The sequence below is a fragment of the Microbacterium hydrocarbonoxydans genome, from assembly GCF_011752045.1.
Lineage (GTDB): Bacteria > Actinomycetota > Actinomycetes > Actinomycetales > Microbacteriaceae > Microbacterium.
This window is the reverse complement of sequence record NZ_JAAKXW010000002.1, coordinates 289,454-305,666: the sequence shown is the minus strand read 5'-3', so window position 1 is coordinate 305,666 and position 16,213 is coordinate 289,454. Positions and strand designations below refer to the sequence as shown.

The 16,213-nt window shown below is 71.8% G+C and carries 17 protein-coding genes; 12 read left to right on the top strand and 5 right to left on the bottom strand.

The features are described 5' to 3' along the window. The first annotated feature begins 123 nt into the window (after positions 1–123). From G6G98_RS09715 to G6G98_RS09685, 7 genes are all read left to right on the top strand, one after another. The gene (locus G6G98_RS09715; protein ID WP_067347638.1) at positions 124–981 is read left to right on the top strand and encodes an MTAP family purine nucleoside phosphorylase; all 858 of its coding nucleotides are present in this window, start codon (positions 124–126) and stop codon (positions 979–981) included. Continuing rightward, positions 978–2,039: an NAD-dependent epimerase/dehydratase family protein gene (locus tag G6G98_RS09710; RefSeq protein ID WP_067348423.1), complete on the top strand. Its 1,062-nt coding sequence runs from the start codon at positions 978–980 to the stop codon at positions 2,037–2,039. The genes G6G98_RS09715 and G6G98_RS09710 overlap by 4 nt, the downstream gene beginning before the upstream one ends. Beyond that, entirely contained in the window at positions 2,039–3,364 is a 1,326-nt protein-coding gene (locus tag G6G98_RS09705) for a hypothetical protein (RefSeq protein ID WP_164234669.1), read from the top strand. Before G6G98_RS09710 ends, G6G98_RS09705 begins: the two co-directional genes overlap by 1 nt. Positions 3,365–3,403: 39 nt before the next feature. Beyond that, positions 3,404–5,392, top strand: a complete 1,989-nt coding sequence (locus tag G6G98_RS09700; protein ID WP_164234670.1) for a M13 family metallopeptidase — start codon at positions 3,404–3,406, stop codon at positions 5,390–5,392. A gap of 142 nt (positions 5,393–5,534) precedes the next feature. Further along, positions 5,535–6,419, top strand: a complete 885-nt coding sequence (locus G6G98_RS09695) for a serine hydrolase (RefSeq protein WP_164234724.1) — start codon at positions 5,535–5,537, stop codon at positions 6,417–6,419. Between the two features lie 232 nt (positions 6,420–6,651). Beyond that, positions 6,652–7,053, top strand: a complete 402-nt coding sequence (locus G6G98_RS09690; RefSeq protein ID WP_164234671.1) for a hypothetical protein — start codon at positions 6,652–6,654, stop codon at positions 7,051–7,053. Positions 7,054–7,110: 57 nt separating this feature from the next. Then, positions 7,111–7,704: a dihydrofolate reductase family protein gene (locus G6G98_RS09685; protein ID WP_067347623.1), complete on the top strand. Its 594-nt coding sequence runs from the start codon at positions 7,111–7,113 to the stop codon at positions 7,702–7,704. Between the two features lie 12 nt (positions 7,705–7,716). On the opposite strand, the gene G6G98_RS09680 is transcribed toward G6G98_RS09685, so the two are convergent. Then, positions 7,717–8,133: a VOC family protein gene (locus G6G98_RS09680; protein ID WP_164234672.1), complete on the bottom strand. Its 417-nt coding sequence runs from the start codon at positions 8,131–8,133 to the stop codon at positions 7,717–7,719. A 98-nt stretch (positions 8,134–8,231) separates the two neighbouring features. On the opposite strand from G6G98_RS09680, the gene G6G98_RS09675 reads away from it, so the two are divergent. Both G6G98_RS09675 and G6G98_RS09670 read left to right on the top strand, forming a co-directional pair. Beyond that, positions 8,232–8,921 carry a GNAT family N-acetyltransferase gene (locus tag G6G98_RS09675; protein WP_164234673.1) on the top strand — a complete coding sequence of 230 codons (690 nt, stop codon included), beginning with the start codon at positions 8,232–8,234 and terminating at the stop codon, positions 8,919–8,921. A gap of 116 nt (positions 8,922–9,037) precedes the next feature. Beyond that, complete coding sequence (locus G6G98_RS09670; protein ID WP_164234674.1) at positions 9,038–10,423, top strand: glycine--tRNA ligase; 1,386 nt, start codon at positions 9,038–9,040, stop codon at positions 10,421–10,423. Positions 10,424–10,506: 83 nt separating this feature from the next. On the opposite strand, the gene G6G98_RS09665 is transcribed toward G6G98_RS09670, so the two are convergent. Beyond that, positions 10,507–11,496: a helix-turn-helix transcriptional regulator gene (locus G6G98_RS09665; RefSeq protein WP_164234675.1), complete on the bottom strand. Its 990-nt coding sequence runs from the start codon at positions 11,494–11,496 to the stop codon at positions 10,507–10,509. Positions 11,497–11,565: 69 nt separating this feature from the next. Here G6G98_RS09665 and G6G98_RS09660 point away from each other — a divergent pair, with 69 nt between their 5' ends. Further along, entirely contained in the window at positions 11,566–12,708 is a 1,143-nt protein-coding gene (locus G6G98_RS09660; protein ID WP_164234676.1) for an epoxide hydrolase family protein, read from the top strand. Positions 12,709–12,821: 113 nt separating this feature from the next. Here G6G98_RS09660 and G6G98_RS09655 read toward each other — a convergent pair whose 3' ends face one another. Both G6G98_RS09655 and G6G98_RS09650 read right to left on the bottom strand, forming a co-directional pair. Then, on the bottom strand, positions 12,822–13,247 hold the full coding sequence (locus tag G6G98_RS09655; protein WP_164234677.1) for a DUF1801 domain-containing protein: 426 nt from the start codon (positions 13,245–13,247) through the stop codon (positions 12,822–12,824). Between the two features lie 4 nt (positions 13,248–13,251). Beyond that, complete coding sequence (locus tag G6G98_RS09650) at positions 13,252–13,824, bottom strand: HhH-GPD-type base excision DNA repair protein (RefSeq protein WP_067347604.1); 573 nt, start codon at positions 13,822–13,824, stop codon at positions 13,252–13,254. A gap of 79 nt (positions 13,825–13,903) precedes the next feature. Here G6G98_RS09650 and G6G98_RS09645 point away from each other — a divergent pair, with 79 nt between their 5' ends. Next, positions 13,904–14,320 (top strand): SRPBCC family protein, encoded by a 417-nt coding sequence (locus tag G6G98_RS09645; RefSeq protein ID WP_164234678.1) that lies wholly within the window; start codon positions 13,904–13,906, stop codon positions 14,318–14,320. Continuing rightward, positions 14,320–14,766 carry a MarR family winged helix-turn-helix transcriptional regulator gene (locus G6G98_RS09640; RefSeq protein WP_067347597.1) on the top strand — a complete coding sequence of 149 codons (447 nt, stop codon included), beginning with the start codon at positions 14,320–14,322 and terminating at the stop codon, positions 14,764–14,766. The genes G6G98_RS09645 and G6G98_RS09640 overlap by 1 nt, the downstream gene beginning before the upstream one ends. A 5-nt stretch (positions 14,767–14,771) precedes the next feature. Here the strand turns inward: G6G98_RS09640 and G6G98_RS09635 are convergent, their stop codons facing one another. Continuing rightward, positions 14,772–16,061: a glutamyl-tRNA reductase gene (locus G6G98_RS09635; protein ID WP_164234679.1), complete on the bottom strand. Its 1,290-nt coding sequence runs from the start codon at positions 16,059–16,061 to the stop codon at positions 14,772–14,774. Positions 16,062–16,213: the final 152 nt, after the last annotated feature.

Here is a 16,213-nt window from a genome sequence, read left to right as displayed (position 1 = left end):
GTATGCGAACGCACGGAGCGGGACCGCGCCCCGATCCGATTACAGAGCGGTGACGGCGCGCGTGTCCTCGGCGTGTAAGGAAATCGGGTCCCGCTCGCGCCCGGCGGCGCGCACGCTGGACTCATGACGGATGCCGACGCGCCACCCGCGCCTGCCGAGATCGAGTTCGCGGTGATCGGCGGATCGGGCTTCGAGAGCCTCGACCTCGCCGATCGGGTCGTGCTGCCCGCTCGGGACTCCCCGTGGGGACAGGTGCCCGAGATCGTCACCGGCCAGCTGCGCGGGCGGGGCGTGGCGTTCGCCCCGCGCCACGGGGCGGGCCACGGGCTCCCTCCGCACCGCGTCAACGCGCGGGCGCTGCTGTGGGGCCTGCGCCGGCTCGGCGCCGGCGTGCTGGTCTCCACGAACGCGGTGGGCGGGCTCGCCGCTGCGCTTCGCCCCGGCGACCTCGTGCTGACCGACCAGCTCATCGACCGCACGCACGGCCGGGACGACACGTACTTCGACGGCCGGTCCGACATCGCGGGCGTGCAGCACCTCCCGTTCGCCGAGCCGTACGACCCGTCGCTGCGGGCGGCCGCCTTCGCCGCGCTGCAGGAGATCGGCGAGCGCGTGCACCCCGCCGGGACGAGCGTGGTGATCCAGGGGCCCCGGTTCTCGACCGCTGCCGAAGCGGCCTGGCATCGAGCGATGGGCGCGCAGCTGGTCAACATGACGCAGCTGCCGGAGGCCGCACTGGCGGCAGAGCTCGGCTTCGCGCACGTCAACCTCGCGCTGATCACCGACACCGACACCGAGCGCGGATCCGCTGACGCCGACACCTCGGTCACCGCGGAGCGGGTGTTCGCGGTGATGGCCGCCGCCCGGCCGCGGCTGGCCGCCGCCGTCTCGGCGATCATCGCCGCGGTGCCGCCCGGCCACCGGGCCTCGCCGAGACTGGATCCCGTGGTCGTCGACGCGCTGCTGCGGTGGCAGGGATGAGCGGTCTGCTGCTGGTCACCGGCGGCTCCGGCTTCATCGGCTCGGCGGTCGTGAGCGAGGCCCTGGCGACTGGCTGGCGGGTGCGCGTGCTCGATTCGCTGCGCGCGGACGTGCACGGCCACGGGCAGGAGCTGCTCGCCGGCGTCGAGTTCATCCGCGCGGACGTGCGCGACCCCGACGCCCTGCGCGACGCTCTCTCCGGCGCGGATGCCGTGTGCCACCAGGCGGCGAAGGTCGGACTCGGCGTCGGCATCCGCGACGCCCCGGACTACGTCTCCTCGAACTCGCTCGGCACCGCCGTGCTGCTCGCCGCGATGGCGGATGCCGGGATCGGCCGGCTCGTGCTCGCCTCGTCGATGGTCGTGTACGGGGAGGGACTCTACCTCGACGGCGACCGGGTCCTGCAGGCGCCGGCGCGGACGCGCGCCGACCTCGAGGCCGGACTCTTCGAGCCGATGTCTCCGCGCACCGGTGAGCCGCTGACGTCCGTGCCGATCGGCGAGGACGCGCCCTGCGACCCGCGCAACGTGTACGCGGCGACGAAGCTCGAGCAGGAGCTGCTCGCGCGGACCTGGGCGCAGGGCGGCGGCCGGGTCGCGATGCTGCGCTACCACAACGTCTACGGCCCCGGTATGCCGCAGGGCACGCCCTACGCCGGCGTCGCCTCCCTGTTCCGGTCGGCGCTCGAGCGGGGCGAAGGTCCTCGGGTCTTCGAGGACGGCCGGCAGCGACGGGACTTCATCCATGTCCGCGACGTGGCCCGCGCGAACATCGCCGCGCTGGACTGGACCCTGGCAGCCGACGCCACGGCCGCCAGGGCGTTCAACGTCGCCACCGGCGAGCCCCGCACGATCGGCGAGTTCGCCGACGCGCTCGCGCGGGCCTTCGGAGCCCCGGAGCCGGAACGCACCGGCGAGTTCCGGATGGGGGACGTGAGGCACATCGTCGCCTCCGCCGACCGCATCCGCGCCGAGCTCGGATGGCGTGCCGAGGTCTCCTTCGAGGAGGGCGTGCGGGAATTCGCGCACGCGCCGCTGCGTCCGGCGGTGGTCCGCTGATGGCCGTCCCGGCGAACCGCCCCGGCTCGCGGGTCGCGATCGCAGGGACCGCGGTCGCGCTCGCGCTGATCGCCGCCGCGATCGCGATCCCCGCGCTGACCGGGTGGAACGTGCACGTGAAGTCGTTCCCTCCGCTGCACGCCGAGTGGATGCCGCGGCTCGGGCCCGGCACCCCGCTCGCGGTGCTCGTCGGCGTGGCGGGCATCGTCTGGGGGCCGCGCCTGGCGGCATCCGTCCGCTGGCCACGGCTGCTCCTGCTCTCGTTCGCGATGTCGGCCCTCTGGCTGTTCGCGCTCGCGACGGTCGACGGCCTCGACGGGATCGGCACGATCCTCGACCATCGCTACGAGTATCTCGGCACGGCCAGGGCGATCGACGACGTCGGCGAGACGCTGCGCGAGTACGTCGAGCGGATCCCGTACGCGCACGAGGACAACTGGCCCGTGCACATCGCCGGGCATCCGCCGGGGGCCCTCCTCTTCTTCGTCGCGCTGGTGCGGCTCGGGCTCGGCAGCGCGCTCGCCGCGGGAACGGTCGTGCTTCTGGTCGGGGCGACGACCGTGATGGCCGTGCTGATCACGCTGCGGACGCTCGGGGCGGAGGAGCTCGCGCGCGATGCGGCGCCGCTCCTCGTCTTCACCCCGGCCGCCATCTGGGTCGCCGTCTCCGGCGACGGGATGTTCATGGCGGTCGCCGCCTGGGGCGTCTGCGCGCTCGCGCTCGCGACCCGGCCCCGCGGCGTGCGGCAGGTCGGCTGGTCGATCGCCGCCGGGCTCATCCTCGGATACTGCGTGATGCTGTCGTACGGGCTGCCGCTGCTCGGCATCCTCGCGGTCGCCGTGCTCGTCGCCGGCCGGTGCTGGACGCCGCTGCCGATCGCGGCGGTGGCGGCGATCGGCGTCGTCGGCGCCTTCGCGGTGAACGGCTTCGCGTGGTGGGAGGCGTTCCCGGTCCTGCAGCAGCGCTACTGGGACGGCGTGGCCTCGCGCCGGCCGCCGGAGTACTGGATGTGGGGGAACCTCGCCGCATTCGCTGTCAGCGCCGGCCCGGCGGTGGGCGCATCGCTCGCCGCGGTCGCGCGGCGACATCCTCTGCCCTCTCCCGACAGGGTGGTCCTGCTCCTGTGCGCGGCGGGCTGGCTGATGGTGCTCGCCGCCGACCTGTCGAACATGAGCAGGGCGGAGGTCGAGCGCATCTGGCTGCCGTTCACGCCCTGGGCGGCCCTCGGGCTCGCCCTGTTCGCCCCCTCGGTGCGCCGGTGGCTGCTCGGCGGGCAGGTCGTCTTCGCGATCGTCGTGCAGTCGCTCCTCGCGACGGGCTGGTGATCCGGCGCCGCGTCCGCACGCGGGCCATAGGCTGTCTGCATGACCGACGTTCTCGCCACCGACCTCGAGTCCACCCTTCCCTCCGGCCTCGCGATCGAGGAGTTCAGCTCCGACATCCGCCCGCAGGACGACCTGTACCGCCACGTCAACGGCGCCTGGCTGGCGCGCACCGAGATCCCCGAGGACAAGGCCCGCTGGGGCTCCTTCCACCTCCTCGCCGAGCAGGCGGAGAAGGACGTCCGCGCGATCATCGAGGAGTCGCAGGACGCCTCGGAGGGCACTCTGGCCCGCAAGATCGGCGACCTGTTCGCGAGCTTCATGGACACCGAGCGCATCACTGCGGCCGGTGTGACGCCGCTCGCCGAGACCCTCGCGGAGATCGACGCGGCAGGCGACATCCCCTCCTTCCTGCGGATCGCCGGCGCCTACGAGCGCGACGGCCGCGCCCACCTCATCGGCCTCTACGTCGACGGCGACCCCGGCGACCCCGAGCGCTACGTGCCGGTGCTCCTGCAGTCCGGGCTCTCCCTGCCGGACGAGAGCTACTACCGGCTCGACACCTTCGAGGGCACCCGGGCGACCTATCGCGAGCACCTCGTCCGGCTGCTCGGCCTCGCCGGCATCCCGGATGCCGAGGCGCAGGCCGACCGCTCGATCGCCCTGGAGACCGAGCTCGCCGGCCACCACTGGGACAACGTGCGCAGCCGCGACGCCGTGGAGACCTACAACCTGAAGACCTGGGACGAGCTGCAGGAGCTCGCCGGGGTCGACCTCACCCCGTGGCGCGACGCGGTCGGACCGACCAACCCGGTCGCGTTCGCGGAGGTCGTCGCCTCGCAGCCGAGCTTCTTCGAGGGACTGGGCACGCTCCTGACCGCCGAGCGGCTCGACGACTGGAAGGCGTGGCTGCGCGCGCAGGTCGTGCACGCCGCCGCCCCGTACCTCACCGACGACCTCGTGCAGGAGAACTTCTCCTTCTACGGCACCGAGCTCTCCGGCGTCCCCAGCATCCGCGAGCGCTGGAAGCGAGGGGTCTCGGTGACGGAGGGCGCCCTCGGCGAGGCGATCGGCAAGGTCTACGTGGAACGGCACTACCCGCCGACGGCGAAGGCCGCCATGGACGAGCTCGTCGCCAACCTCATCGAGGCGTACCGGCAGAGCATCGCCGCGCTCGAGTGGATGACCCCCGAGACCCGGGAGCGGGCGCTCGCGAAGCTCGACGCCTTCACCCCGAAGATCGGCCACCCCGAGGTGTGGCGCGACTACTCCTCCCTGGTGATCGACCGGGAGGACCTGCTCGGCAACGTCCGGCGCGCGGCGACGTTCGAGCACGACCGGCACATCGACAAGGTCGGCAGGCCCATCGACCGCACCGAGTGGCACATGCCCCCGCAGATGGTGAACGCCTACTACAACCCGTCGATGAACGAGATCGTGTTCCCCGCGGCGATCCTGCAGTACCCGTTCTTCGACGCCTCGCGCGACGCTGCGGCGAACTACGGCGGCATCGGCGCGGTCATCGGCCACGAGATCGGGCACGGCTTCGACGACCAGGGCAGCCGCTACGACGGCGACGGCAAGCTCGAGGACTGGTGGACGGATGCCGATCGCTCGGCGTTCGAGGAGCGCACCAAGGCGCTCATCGCCCAGTACGACGCCCTGGTGCCGGAAGGCCTCGACGCGGAGCACCACGTCAACGGCGCGCTCACCATCGGCGAGAACATCGGCGACCTCGGCGGGCTCGGCATCGCGCTGAAGGCGTACGAGCTCTCGCTCGGCGGTGCCGAGGCGCCGGTGATCGACGGCTACACGGGTGTGCAGCGCCTGCTGCTGTCGTGGGGCCAGGTGTGGCAGCAGAAGAGCAGGGATGCCGAGACACTGCGCCTGCTGACCATCGACCCGCACTCGCCGAACGAGTTCCGCTGCAACCAGATCGTGCGCAACATCGACGCGTTCTACGAGGCGTTCGGTGTGACCGAATCCGACGAGCTGTGGCTTCCCGCCGCGTCGCGTGTGACGATCTGGTGACCTTTCTCCGTTGCCGGTGACGGATGCCTGCCGGAGGGGGTTACGATATCCGTGCCGCTGGGGAACGAGCCCCATCGGCATCCCCATCCACCCCCTCCGGTAAGGATCCTGCGTGGGCACTCCCCCCGAGCCTTCGCACGCCATGCTCCGGCGCTCTCAGAGTGTGAGCAGGCGTCTGCCCCGCCGCGCCGCCGCGGGCCGACGGTCGTTCACGTCGACGCTGCGCGCGCTGGAGGAGCTGGCGGATTCCGGGGCCCAGGTCTCGGTCCACGTCGTCGACCTCGACAGCCACGTGCACGTCCTCGCGGGCGACGACCACGTCACCATGCCGGTCGCCGGCCTCGGCGTCGTCCCGCTGCTGATCGAGGTCGCCGCCGGCTTCGCCGACGGATCGATCGACCCGCTGGAGATCATCGACCGCACCGCCGTCGATCCGGTCACCACCTCCGGGCTGTGGCGGCATCTGCACGCCCCCGCGCTGCCGCTCGAGGACCTCGCCGTGCTGGCGGCCACCGCGGGCGACCCGATCGCGGTGAACGCCCTGCTGCAGAAGGTCGGCCACGACCGGGTGCGGGCGCGCATCGAGTCGCTCGGCCTGCGGCGCACGGCGCTGCTCGACCGCTTCCGCGACGAGCGCGGCCCGGACGACGCCCCGCAGGTCGCCGTCGGCTCGGCGCGCGAGCTCGCCGGCCTGTTCTCGGCGCTCGTGAACTCGCAGGTCGTCGACGCCGCGGTGAGCGCGCAGGTGGCGGAGTGGCTGAGCCTGAACCAGGACCTCAGCCTCGTCGCCGCCGCGACCGGGCTCGACCCGTTCGCGCACGACCACGACGCCCACGGCCTGCTCTTCATCAACAAGACGGGCCGCGACCGCGGCGTCCGCGCCGAGGCGGGGGTGCTCGCCGGCCCGCGCGCCGGCGTGGCCTATTCGCTCATCGTCTGCTTCGACGACCTCTCCATCACGCACCGGCTGCGCTCGCACGACGCCTTCCGCGTGCTCGGGGTCGAGCTCATGGAGTACACGCACTGACCCGGTTCGATTCCCGGCGGCGGTGCGGGGTCGAAAGGGCATCCGGGACGATTCCCGGCGGCGGTGCGGGGTCGAAAGGGCATCCGGGATGCGCTGCGGGGGAGCTTTTCTGGCCTCCGCAGGATCCGCAAGGTGTTGCGGGGTCGAAAGAGCATCTGGGACGCGCTCCCGGGGAGCTTTTCTGGCCTCGCACCTAGCGGCGACGGCGTCCGACGCGGCTACCCTCGGAAGCATGCCGCGCCCCGACTGGACCCCGCACCGCCGCGACGACGGCGAGCTGCTCGGCTGGATCCACCCGCACGACGAGGACTGGGTGGCCGTCGACGTGCTCGGCCGCACGGTCTCAGAGCCGACGGACTGGCTCGACGCCGAGGAGGCGCTCGACCTGCACGGCCTCGCCTGGCTCGCCGAACCGTGGATGCTGGAGGGCGAAGCCGACCGACCCCTCCGGGTGCGCATCCTCGAGGTCACGCCCGACGAGGAGGGGGCACCGGGGCGCATCGTGGTGAAGATCGACGACTTCGGCGACATGTCCAGGCCCGCCACCGCGCAGTTCACCCTGCCGTGGCCGATCCCCGGCAGCCTGCGCCCGCCGCGCGACGGCGACCCGGACCCGCGCACGATCACCCGTTGACGGCATCCGTCCGCGTCGCGTAGACCGGAGTCCGACGCGATCGATGAGGAGCAGAGCATGGGCATCGTCTACAGCGACATCTCCGTATCCGCCGACGGCTTCGCCACCGGGCTGAATCAGCGGGAGGAGGCGCCGTTCGGCGACATCGACGAGACCTGGCTGCACGCCTGGATGTTCGACGCCTACGAGGAGAACCGGGCCGAGGTCGACGCGATCGTCGAATCGGGCGCGACGATCATGGGGCGCAACATGTTCGGTCCGGTGCGAGGCGAATGGGATCGGGACTGGCGCGGCTGGTGGGGTCCGAATCCGCCCTATCACGGGCCGGTGTTCGTGCTCACGCACCACCCGCGCGACCCGGTCGAGATGGAGGGCGGCACCACGTTCCACTTCGTCACGGACGGGATCGAGGCGGCCCTCGATCGGGCGCGGGCCGCGGCGGGGGAGAGGAACGTCTCCATCGCGGGCGGGGCGCGCACGGTCAACCAGTTCCTCGCCGCAGGGCTGCTCGACGAGCTGCGACTGCATGTCACTCCCTGCATCCTCGGCGCCGGCGAGCGCGTCTTCGACGGGGTGCCGCCGCAGCGGCTCGAGCGCACCGCCGTGCGCGCCACCTCGCTGGTGACGCACATCACCTATCGCCGCAGATGAGCCTGCCGGCGCTCACCCCTCCGGCGGCAGCACGAAGTCGCCGCTGAGGCCGGGGTTGACCGCGATCTCCCAGCGGAAGCCGTCCGGATCGCTGAAGTAGCCGGAGTAGCCGCCCCACTCGCGCTGCCGCCCGGGGCTCACCGGCGCACCGAGCAGCGCGGCCTCGGCGAGCACGTCGTCGACCTCGGCGGGAGTGCGGACGTTGTGGGCCAGCGTGAGCGGCGCGAGCCCGGATGCCGGGGCCTCCCCGATCTCCGCCGTGAAGCCCTCGACCGACCACAGCGACAGGATCACCCTGTCCGCGACCGGGAGCATGAGGACGTCGTCGGCGGCGAACACCGGCTCCCAGCCGAGCCCTTCCACGTAGAACGCGCGGCTGCGCTCGACGTCGGCCACGGCGAGGGTGATGAAGCTGACGCGCTGTTCCATGAGCCGATCCTCGCACCGGCATCCGACGCGCGCCATGGTTCGTCTCGTCGTGCGGCGCGCGTTTCCCTGATTGCCGGGAGGAGGGGCAGACTGGGTCTGTGCGAACCATCCGTGACCTCGACACCGTTGAACTCATCCTCGACGCGCAGGGCGTGCTCGACGCGATCCGCGGCCGGGAGCGGGTGATCGACGCCGGCACGCTGCGCGCGCTGCAGCAGTCGGGCAACTACGTCGTCGGCCTCTTCGACGGGGAGGGCGAGGAAGAGCGGATGGTCGGCGCCTCCATCGCCTTCTTCGGCGAGCCGGGGCGGCGGGCGATGCACTCCCACATCACGGCGCTCCTGCCCGAGTACCGCGGGCGCGGCTGGGGCCGGGAACTCAAGGAGCACCAGCGGCAGTGGGCCTTCTCCCGCGACGTGGGGCAGATCACCTGGACCTTCGATCCGCTGGTCGCCCGCAACGCGCACTTCTTCCTCACGGTGCTCGGTGCACGGGTCACCGGCTACTCCGTGAACGTGTACGGCATCTTCGGCGGCGGCGACGCGGGTGACGAGAGCGACCGCCTCGACGTGAAGTGGGCGCTGGCCGACATCGCGAAACCCCCGGCGGAGGACGCCGTCGTGGCCGCACTCGAGATCCCGACGGACATCGAGGCGATGCGCGAGACGGATCCGGATGCCGCGCACGAGTGGCGCCTGCGTCTGCGCGCCGAGATGGAGGAGCTGCTCGGACGTGGCCTCCGCATCGCCGGCTTCGACACGGAACGCGGGTACCTCTTCACCGAGTGAGGTCCCTGCCCGGTGGGCGCCGCGATCGCTGAGGAGGGACCGGCCGGTCGCGGCTAGGATTGTGGATGCCCGTGCTCACGGGTATTTCTCCACAGCATCCGACCATTGGAGCCACCGTGGCCGAACAGTCCCGTCTTGACAAGGTCATCGCCCTCGCCCGCCACCGCGGGTTCGTGTTCCAAGCGGGTGAGATCTACGGCGGTTCGCGGTCGGCCTGGGACTACGGCCCCCTCGGCACCGAGCTCAAGGAGAACATCCGGCGGCAGTGGTGGCAGACCTTCGTCCGCGGCCGCGGCGACATGGTCGGCCTGGACTCCAGCATCATCCTGCCGAAGCGCGTCTGGGAGGCGTCGGGTCACGTCGCCACCTTCACCGATCCGCTGGTGGAGTGCCTGCAGTGCCACAAGCGCTTCCGCGCCGACAACCTCATCGAGGACTTCGAGGCGCGCAAGGGCCGCAAGGCCGAGAACGGCCTGGCCGACGTGCCCTGCCCGAACTGCGGCACCAAGGGCCAGTACACCGAGCCGAAGTCGTTCTCCGGTCTCGTGAAGACCTACCTCGGCGTCGTCGACGACGAGTCCGGCCTGCACTACATGCGGCCAGAGACCGCGCAGGGCATCTTCGTGAACTTCTCGAACGTGCTCACCGCGAGCCGCAAGAAGCCGCCGTTCGGCATCGGCCAGGTCGGCAAGGCGTTCCGCAACGAGATCACCCCCGGCAACTTCATCTTCCGCACTCGCGAGTTCGAGCAGATGGAGATCGAGTTCTTCACCCCGCCGGCGGATGCTCAGCAGTGGTTCGAGCACTGGGTCGAGGCGTGCTGGAACTGGTTCGTCGACCTGGGCATCGACCCCGAGAACATGCGTCAGTTCGACGTGCCCGCCGAGGACCGCGCGCACTACTCCGCCAGCACCATCGACGTCGAGTACCGCTTCGGCTTCCCCGGCAAGGAGTGGGGCGAGCTGATGGGCATCGCGAACCGCACCGACTACGACCTGTCCAGCCACAGCGAGGCCTCCGGCCAGAGCCTCAGCTACTTCGACCAGGCCTCGGGTGAGCGGTACACGCCGTACGTCATCGAGCCGTCGTTCGGCCTCACCCGCTCGATGATGGCCTTCCTCGTCGACGCGTACCGCGAGGAGGAGGTGCCGAACGCGAAGGGCGGCACCGACGTGCGCACCGTGCTGAAGCTCGACCCGCGCCTCGCTCCGGTGAAGGCGGCCGTGCTGCCGCTCAGCCGCAACGAGAACCTGTCGCCGCTCGCCCGCGAGGTCGCCGACACCCTGCGCGGCTCGTGGTCGGTCGACTTCGACGACGCCGGCGCGATCGGCCGCCGCTACCGTCGTCAGGACGAGATCGGCACCCCGTTCTGTGTCACCGTCGACTTCGACTCGCTCGATGACCGTGCCGTCACGGTGCGCGACCGCGACACCATGGCGCAGGAGCGCGTGCAGATCGAGGGGCTGCACCAGTACCTCGCGGAGCGTCTGAAGGGCGCCTGACCGCCCTCGGGCCCGGGCCGCCGAGACCCCATCGTACCGCCGAGACCCCCGCCTGCCGACGTGCGCAGGTGGGGGTCTCGGCGTCAGGTGGGGGTCTCGGCGCCCGGGAGAGCGGCGTGCGAGCCGGCGACCGCCCGGGCGTACCGCTCCGAGAGCAGCTTCAGGCGCGGGACGAGCTCGGGCGGGCTCTCGACGGTGAAGTCCATCATCAGCATCCCGATGTAGGCGACGACGGTGTCGAGGCTGTCAGCTCCGGTGACGAGGATGCAGTGATCGTCGTCGACCGGCTCGACGACGCCGACCGCGGCGTGGATGCGGTCGAGCACGGCCTCCGCGGGGGCGTCGATGCGCAGCCGGGCGTGCACCACCCACCCGCTCACCGCGATCGTGCGCATCGCGAACGCCGTGTAGTCGCCGCCGGGCAGCGGCTGCGGATCGAAGCGGCGCCTTGTCGGCATCCGCATCGTCATCCAGTCGACGCGGTAGGTGCCCCATTCACCCGACTGCGGATCGCGGGCGACGAGGTACCAGCGGCGATGCCAGGTGAGCAGGCGGTACGGCTCGACGAGCACCGGGGCGTCGGCGTAGTCGAAGCGCAGCCACTCCTCGCCGCGGATCGCGCTCGCGATGGCCTGGAGGGATGCGGCGTCGACCTCGGGGTCGGGGGCGTCGGTGTCGTTGTTCTCCGGGGCGCGGTCGACACTGGAGCGCAGCGCGTCGACGGTCGGGCGCAGATGCGAGGGCAGCACCTGCTCGAGCTTCGCCAGCGCGCGGGCCCCCGAGTCGGCGACGCCGGCGATGCCCGCTGCGGCGCGCAGGCCCACCGTGACGGCGACGGCCTCCTCGTCGTCGAGGAGCAGCGGCGGCAGCTTCCCGCCGCTGCCGAGCCGGTAGCCGCCGGTCGAGCCTCTCGTCGCGTCGACGGGGTAGCCGAGGCCCCGCAGGCGGTCGATGTCATGGCGCACGGTGCGGCCGGAGACGCCGAGACGGGCGGCGAGATCGCTGCCGGAGCGCTCCGGGGCGGTCTGCAGCAGGGCCAGCAGCGCCAGCAGCCGGCCGGTCGGATCGGCCATCGGAATCCTCTCGAAAGAACTTCGCTCATTAGGAACATATTCAACCTAATGGTTTCCTACTCTCGAGACATGGACAACACGAACCTCACCTTCAGCCCCTTCTCCGTCTCCGTCGCCCCCGCCGAGATCGCCGATCTCCGCGATCGCCTCGCCCGCACCCGCCTGCCGCAGCCCTCGCCCACCGAGGGCGAGGGCGGATGGGATGCCGGCACCCCGAACTCCTACCTCCGCGAGGCGATCGCCGCCTGGCGCGAGTTCGACTGGGAGGCCGCGCAGGAGCGCATCAACGCGGTCCCGCAGTTCACCACCGAGATCGACGGGCAGCCGATCCACTTCCTGCACGTCCGCTCCGCGCACGAGGGTGCGACGCCGCTGCTGCTCGCGCACACCTACCCGGGCTCCGCGGTCGACTACCTCGACATGATCGACCTGCTCACGGACCCCGTCGCGCACGGCGGCCGCGCGGAGGACGCCTTCGACGTCGTGATCCCGGATGCTCCCGGCTACGGCTTCTCCCAGCCGCTCGCCTCCGCGGGGTGGACGACCGCCCGGGTCGCGGAGGCCTACGACCGGCTGATGCGCGGTCTCGGCTACGACAGCTACGGCATCCACGGCTCCGACAACGGCGCGATGATCGCGCGAGAGCTGGGCCTGCTGAACCCGGAAGGCTTCCTCGGGCTGCACGTGCTGCAGCTGTTCTCGTTCCCCTCGGGCGACCCGGCGGAGTTCGAGAAGCTCGAGCCGCAGGACTATGCCGGCCTGGAGCACATGCAGTGGTTCCAGTCCGTGGGCGGCTACAACACCATGAACGCCTCCCGTCCGCAGACCGTGGCCGTCGGCCTCAGCGACTCCCCGGTCGGACTCCTCGCGTACAGCGAGCTGTTCAACTCCTTCGGCAGCGGCACCTCGCTCGTGCCGCTGGAGAAGATCCTGCTCGAGGTCAGCGTGAACTGGTTCGCCAACGCGGCATCCGGCATGTCGCGCAGTTACCTGGAGAACGCTCGGGCCGAGGCGCCGGATGCTGTGAACGCGGCGCCGACCGGGGTCGCCGTGTTCAAGGACGACTTCCAGACGATCCGCGTCTTCGCCGAGCGCGACAACACGAACATCGTGCACTGGAGCCGCTTCGACGAGGGCGGGCACTTCGCCGCCCTGGAGCGCCCCGAGCTCGTCGCCGGCGACATCCGCACCTTCTTCGCCGGGCTGCGCTGAGCGGCATCCGCCCTCCTCGCCGAGACCCCGGCGTACCGTCGAGACCCCCACCTGCCGACGCCCGCAGGTGGGGGTCTCGGCGGCAGACAGGGGTCTCGACGTCGTGCTCCGGGTCAGCCGGTGACGGTCAGCTGCACCTGATCGGTGCCGCCCGCCTCCACCCACGCCATCGAGCGCTCGAGGATGCCGCGCAGCACGTCGAGGTCGATCTGCTCGAGGTCCTTGATGTACAGGCATCCGACACCCGTGGTGTGCGGGCCGAGCTCCGCGAGGGCGTCGGCGTGCGCGTCGACCCCGTCGAACAGGTAGATCGTGGTCGCGGCTTTGCGCGGGGCGAAGCCGAGCACCCCGCTGTCGCCCTCGGTGCCGGTGGGATAGCGGTAGTGCACGGAGCCGAAGCCGATGATGCTGCCCCAGACGACGGGCTCGCGGCCGGTGATCTCCTGGAGCAGGGCGGTCAGCGTCTCGGCGTCCCGCCGGCGGATGGCCGGACTGGCGCGCGCGATCAGGCCGGCGACGTCGTTCCCCGTGGGCTGCACGATGCTACGCCTTCGCCTTGCTGGCAGCCTTCATCGCCTTCTTGTGCTCGCGGACCTTCGCGAGCGACTCGGGGGAGACGATGTCGGCGACGCTGCGGAACGAGCCCTCCTCGCCGTAGGGGGCGGATGCCTCGCGCCAGCCCTCTCCCGTGAAGCCGTACTGCTTGCCGAGCAGGGCGAGGAAGATCTTCGCCTTCTGCTCGCCGAAGCCGGGGAGGGCCTTCAGCCGCTTCAGCACCTCGGGTCCGGACGGGTCGCCCTCGGTCCAGAGCGCGGCGGCATCCCCGCCCCAGCTGTCCACGAGCTCCTGGCACAGCGTCTGCACGCGCGCGGCCATGGAACCCGGGAAGCGGTGCACGGAAGGGGTCTGCTTGAACGCTGCGAGGAAGGCGTCCGGATCCATGTGCGCGATGGCGGCGGCGTCCGTCGCCCCGGTGCGCTGCTCGATCTTCAGCGGGCCGGCGAACGCCGTCTCCATCGGGACCTGCTGGTCGAGGAGCATCCCGACCAGGAGGGCGAGCGGGTTGTCGGTGAGCAGGGCGTCTGCGGCGGTGTCTCCGGTGATGTGAAGGGCCATGCCCTCCAGTCTCGCACCCGGCCCGCAGGCGCCGCGAGCGAGCTTGCCACTCAGATCATAAGCGCGCATACTAAATGCCGTGATCGAACTCGCGTCCGCCATCCGCACCTCCACGGCCCCGCCGTCCGCCTTCTTCGAGCGCTGGCTCGACCACGGCACCTGGCCGGAGTGGTCGCCGGACACCGCCTGGGTGCGTGTGGACGGCCCGGTCGTCGCCGGCGCACGTGGCATGCTCAAGCCGGTCGGCGGGCCCCGCACCGCGTTCACGGTGGCCGAGTGCGAACCGGACGCCGTCTACACCGATGTCAGCCGGCTTCCCGGAGCGCGGCTCGAGTTCCGCCACGAGGTGGAGGCGGCGGACGCCGGCTCGATCGTGCGCGTGCTGGTGCGACTCGACGGCCCGCTGGCGCGGTTCTGGGCGCGCACGGCCTTCCGCGGCTTCCGAACGTCCGTCCCCGCCGACCTCGACCGTCTCGTGTCGCTCGTGGAGGACTGATGCTCACCAGCAGGTTCGCCGCCGCCGACGCCAGCCCGGGGCTGCTGCTGTGGCGCACGACCAACCGATGGCAGGCGGTGATCCGCGAGGCGCTCGCGCCGTTCGCGCTCACGCATGTCCAGTTCGTGCTGCTCGCCGCCCTGACCTGGGCGGACGCCGGCGACGGCCTGACCCAGGCGGAGCTCGCCCGGTTCGCGCAGACGGATCCGATGATGACGTCCCAGGTGCTGCGGGCCCTGGAGGCGAAGGGGCTGGTCGATCGCCGGCCCGCGGCGTCGGATCGGCGAGCGCTCATGGTGACGCCGACGGCGGACGGCATCCGCCTGGCCAATGCGGCGAACGCGGCGGTGGAGTCCGCCGACCAGGCGTTCTTCAGCGCGGCAGCCGGAGAGCGGCGGACGCTGGAGGAGCACCTCCGCGCACTCGACGGGAGCAGCCGGGGCTGAACGGCTCAGGCCGTCGCGGCGTCCTCTGCGGCGGCCGGCTGCTCGGGCTCGATTCCGTACAGAGCGCCGAGCGCGGCGGTGAACTCGTCGGCGCGACCGGCCGCGGCGAGCTCATGCGCGCGCACAGTGGGGGTGTGCAGCAGCACGCCGGCGAGGTGGCGGAGAGCCTGCTCGACCTTGCCGTCCTCGTCGCCACGCGCGCGGGCGCGGTCGATCTCGGTCTCGAGCAGCTCGAAGATGTGCGAGCGCAGCGCGACCACCGAGGGCGTGACGCTCTGGCGCGCACCGACCACGTGGAAGGTGTCCGCCGCCTCGCGCACCACGCTGCGCGCGGCATCCGTCGCCTGCAGCTCCTCGAGCGGGGCGTGCAGGCGGATCGTCTCGAGGTCGAGCAGGGCGACGCCCTCGAGGGCCGCGACGGCGGGGTCGACGTTGCGGGGCATACCGAGGTCGACGACGAGCTGGTTGTGGGAGCCGATCGGGCAGCCCGCGGCGGCGGCGACGGCGGGCCGCTGCAGGTGCGCGGGGCCCAGCACGGGCTCGGTCGCGGTGGTGCAGGTGATCAGCAGGCTGGAGCGGGAGGCGGTGCGCGCGTAGTCCTCGGCGGCGACGGGGCGGATGCCGTGCTTCGCCGCGAAGATCCCGGCGCGGCCCGAGGGCGAGTACACCGAGATGTCGACGGCGCCGCGCTCGCGCAGCGTCGCCAGGGTCACCGCGGCGTAGGCGCCGGTGCCGACGAGGAGCACGCGCTCGGCGGACCAGTCCGCGATGCGGCTGTCGGCCAGCTCGAGGGCGAGGCGCACCAGGGAGCGGCCGGCGCGGCTGAGCGCGGTGACGTTCTTGACCTTGCGCTGCGCCTGGCTGGCTCGCTGGAACAGGCGCTCGAGCTCGGGGGAGGTGGTGCCCTCCTTGCGGGCCGCCTTCAGCGCACGGCGGACCTGTCCGGCGATCTCGCCCTCGCCGGCGACCACGGACTCGAGCCCGGAGGCGACGGCGAACAGGTGCTCGGCGACGCGGCGGCCGGAGTGCACGTCGTACGCGCCGTCGAGGTCGGCGGCCGGGATGCCGGTGGCGGATGCGACGGCTTCCAGCACGCGGTCGACGCCCTCCGTGGCGGTCGGTTCGTCCATCTCCACGTACGCCTCGAACCGGTTGCAGGTCGCGAGAACCACCGCACCCTGCACGTTCGGCGTCAGGTCCAGGAGGGTGGAGGCGACGTCATCGGGGGTGCGGCTCAGGCGTTCGAGCAGTTCGAAGGAGGCGGTCTTGTGACTCGCCGTGACACACAGCAGCACCCCTCGATTCTACCGGAGCCCGCATCACGCGAGCGTTTCGGGTCGCCGTGAGACGTTCGGCTCCGCGTTCGGCGCCGCCAGGTACCTCAGAACGCCGCGTGGAGACGAGGCCGACGACGATGTGAGGCCCCTCGTCGGTGGGGGCATAGGCG

Excerpts from the sequence above, each read along its gene's own strand:
- G6G98_RS09640 (WP_067347597.1), top strand. The coding sequence starts at position 14,320 with ATGCTCACCAGCAGGTTCGCCGCCGCCGACGCCAGCCCGGGGCTGCTG.
- G6G98_RS09690 (WP_164234671.1), top strand. The coding sequence starts at position 6,652 with ATGCCGCGCCCCGACTGGACCCCGCACCGCCGCGACGACGGCGAGCTG.
- G6G98_RS09705 (WP_164234669.1), top strand. The coding sequence starts at position 2,039 with ATGGCCGTCCCGGCGAACCGCCCCGGCTCGCGGGTCGCGATCGCAGGG.
- G6G98_RS09680 (WP_164234672.1), bottom strand. The coding sequence starts at position 8,133 with ATGGAACAGCGCGTCAGCTTCATCACCCTCGCCGTGGCCGACGTCGAG.
- G6G98_RS09710 (WP_067348423.1), top strand. The coding sequence starts at position 978 with ATGAGCGGTCTGCTGCTGGTCACCGGCGGCTCCGGCTTCATCGGCTCG.
- G6G98_RS09685 (WP_067347623.1), top strand. The coding sequence starts at position 7,111 with ATGGGCATCGTCTACAGCGACATCTCCGTATCCGCCGACGGCTTCGCC.
- G6G98_RS09650 (WP_067347604.1), bottom strand. The coding sequence starts at position 13,824 with ATGGCCCTTCACATCACCGGAGACACCGCCGCAGACGCCCTGCTCACC.
- G6G98_RS09660 (WP_164234676.1), top strand. The coding sequence starts at position 11,566 with ATGGACAACACGAACCTCACCTTCAGCCCCTTCTCCGTCTCCGTCGCC.
- G6G98_RS09665 (WP_164234675.1), bottom strand. The coding sequence starts at position 11,496 with ATGGCCGATCCGACCGGCCGGCTGCTGGCGCTGCTGGCCCTGCTGCAG.
- G6G98_RS09715 (WP_067347638.1), top strand. The coding sequence starts at position 124 with ATGACGGATGCCGACGCGCCACCCGCGCCTGCCGAGATCGAGTTCGCG.
- G6G98_RS09700 (WP_164234670.1), top strand. The coding sequence starts at position 3,404 with ATGACCGACGTTCTCGCCACCGACCTCGAGTCCACCCTTCCCTCCGGC.
- G6G98_RS09695 (WP_164234724.1), top strand. The coding sequence starts at position 5,535 with ATGCTCCGGCGCTCTCAGAGTGTGAGCAGGCGTCTGCCCCGCCGCGCC.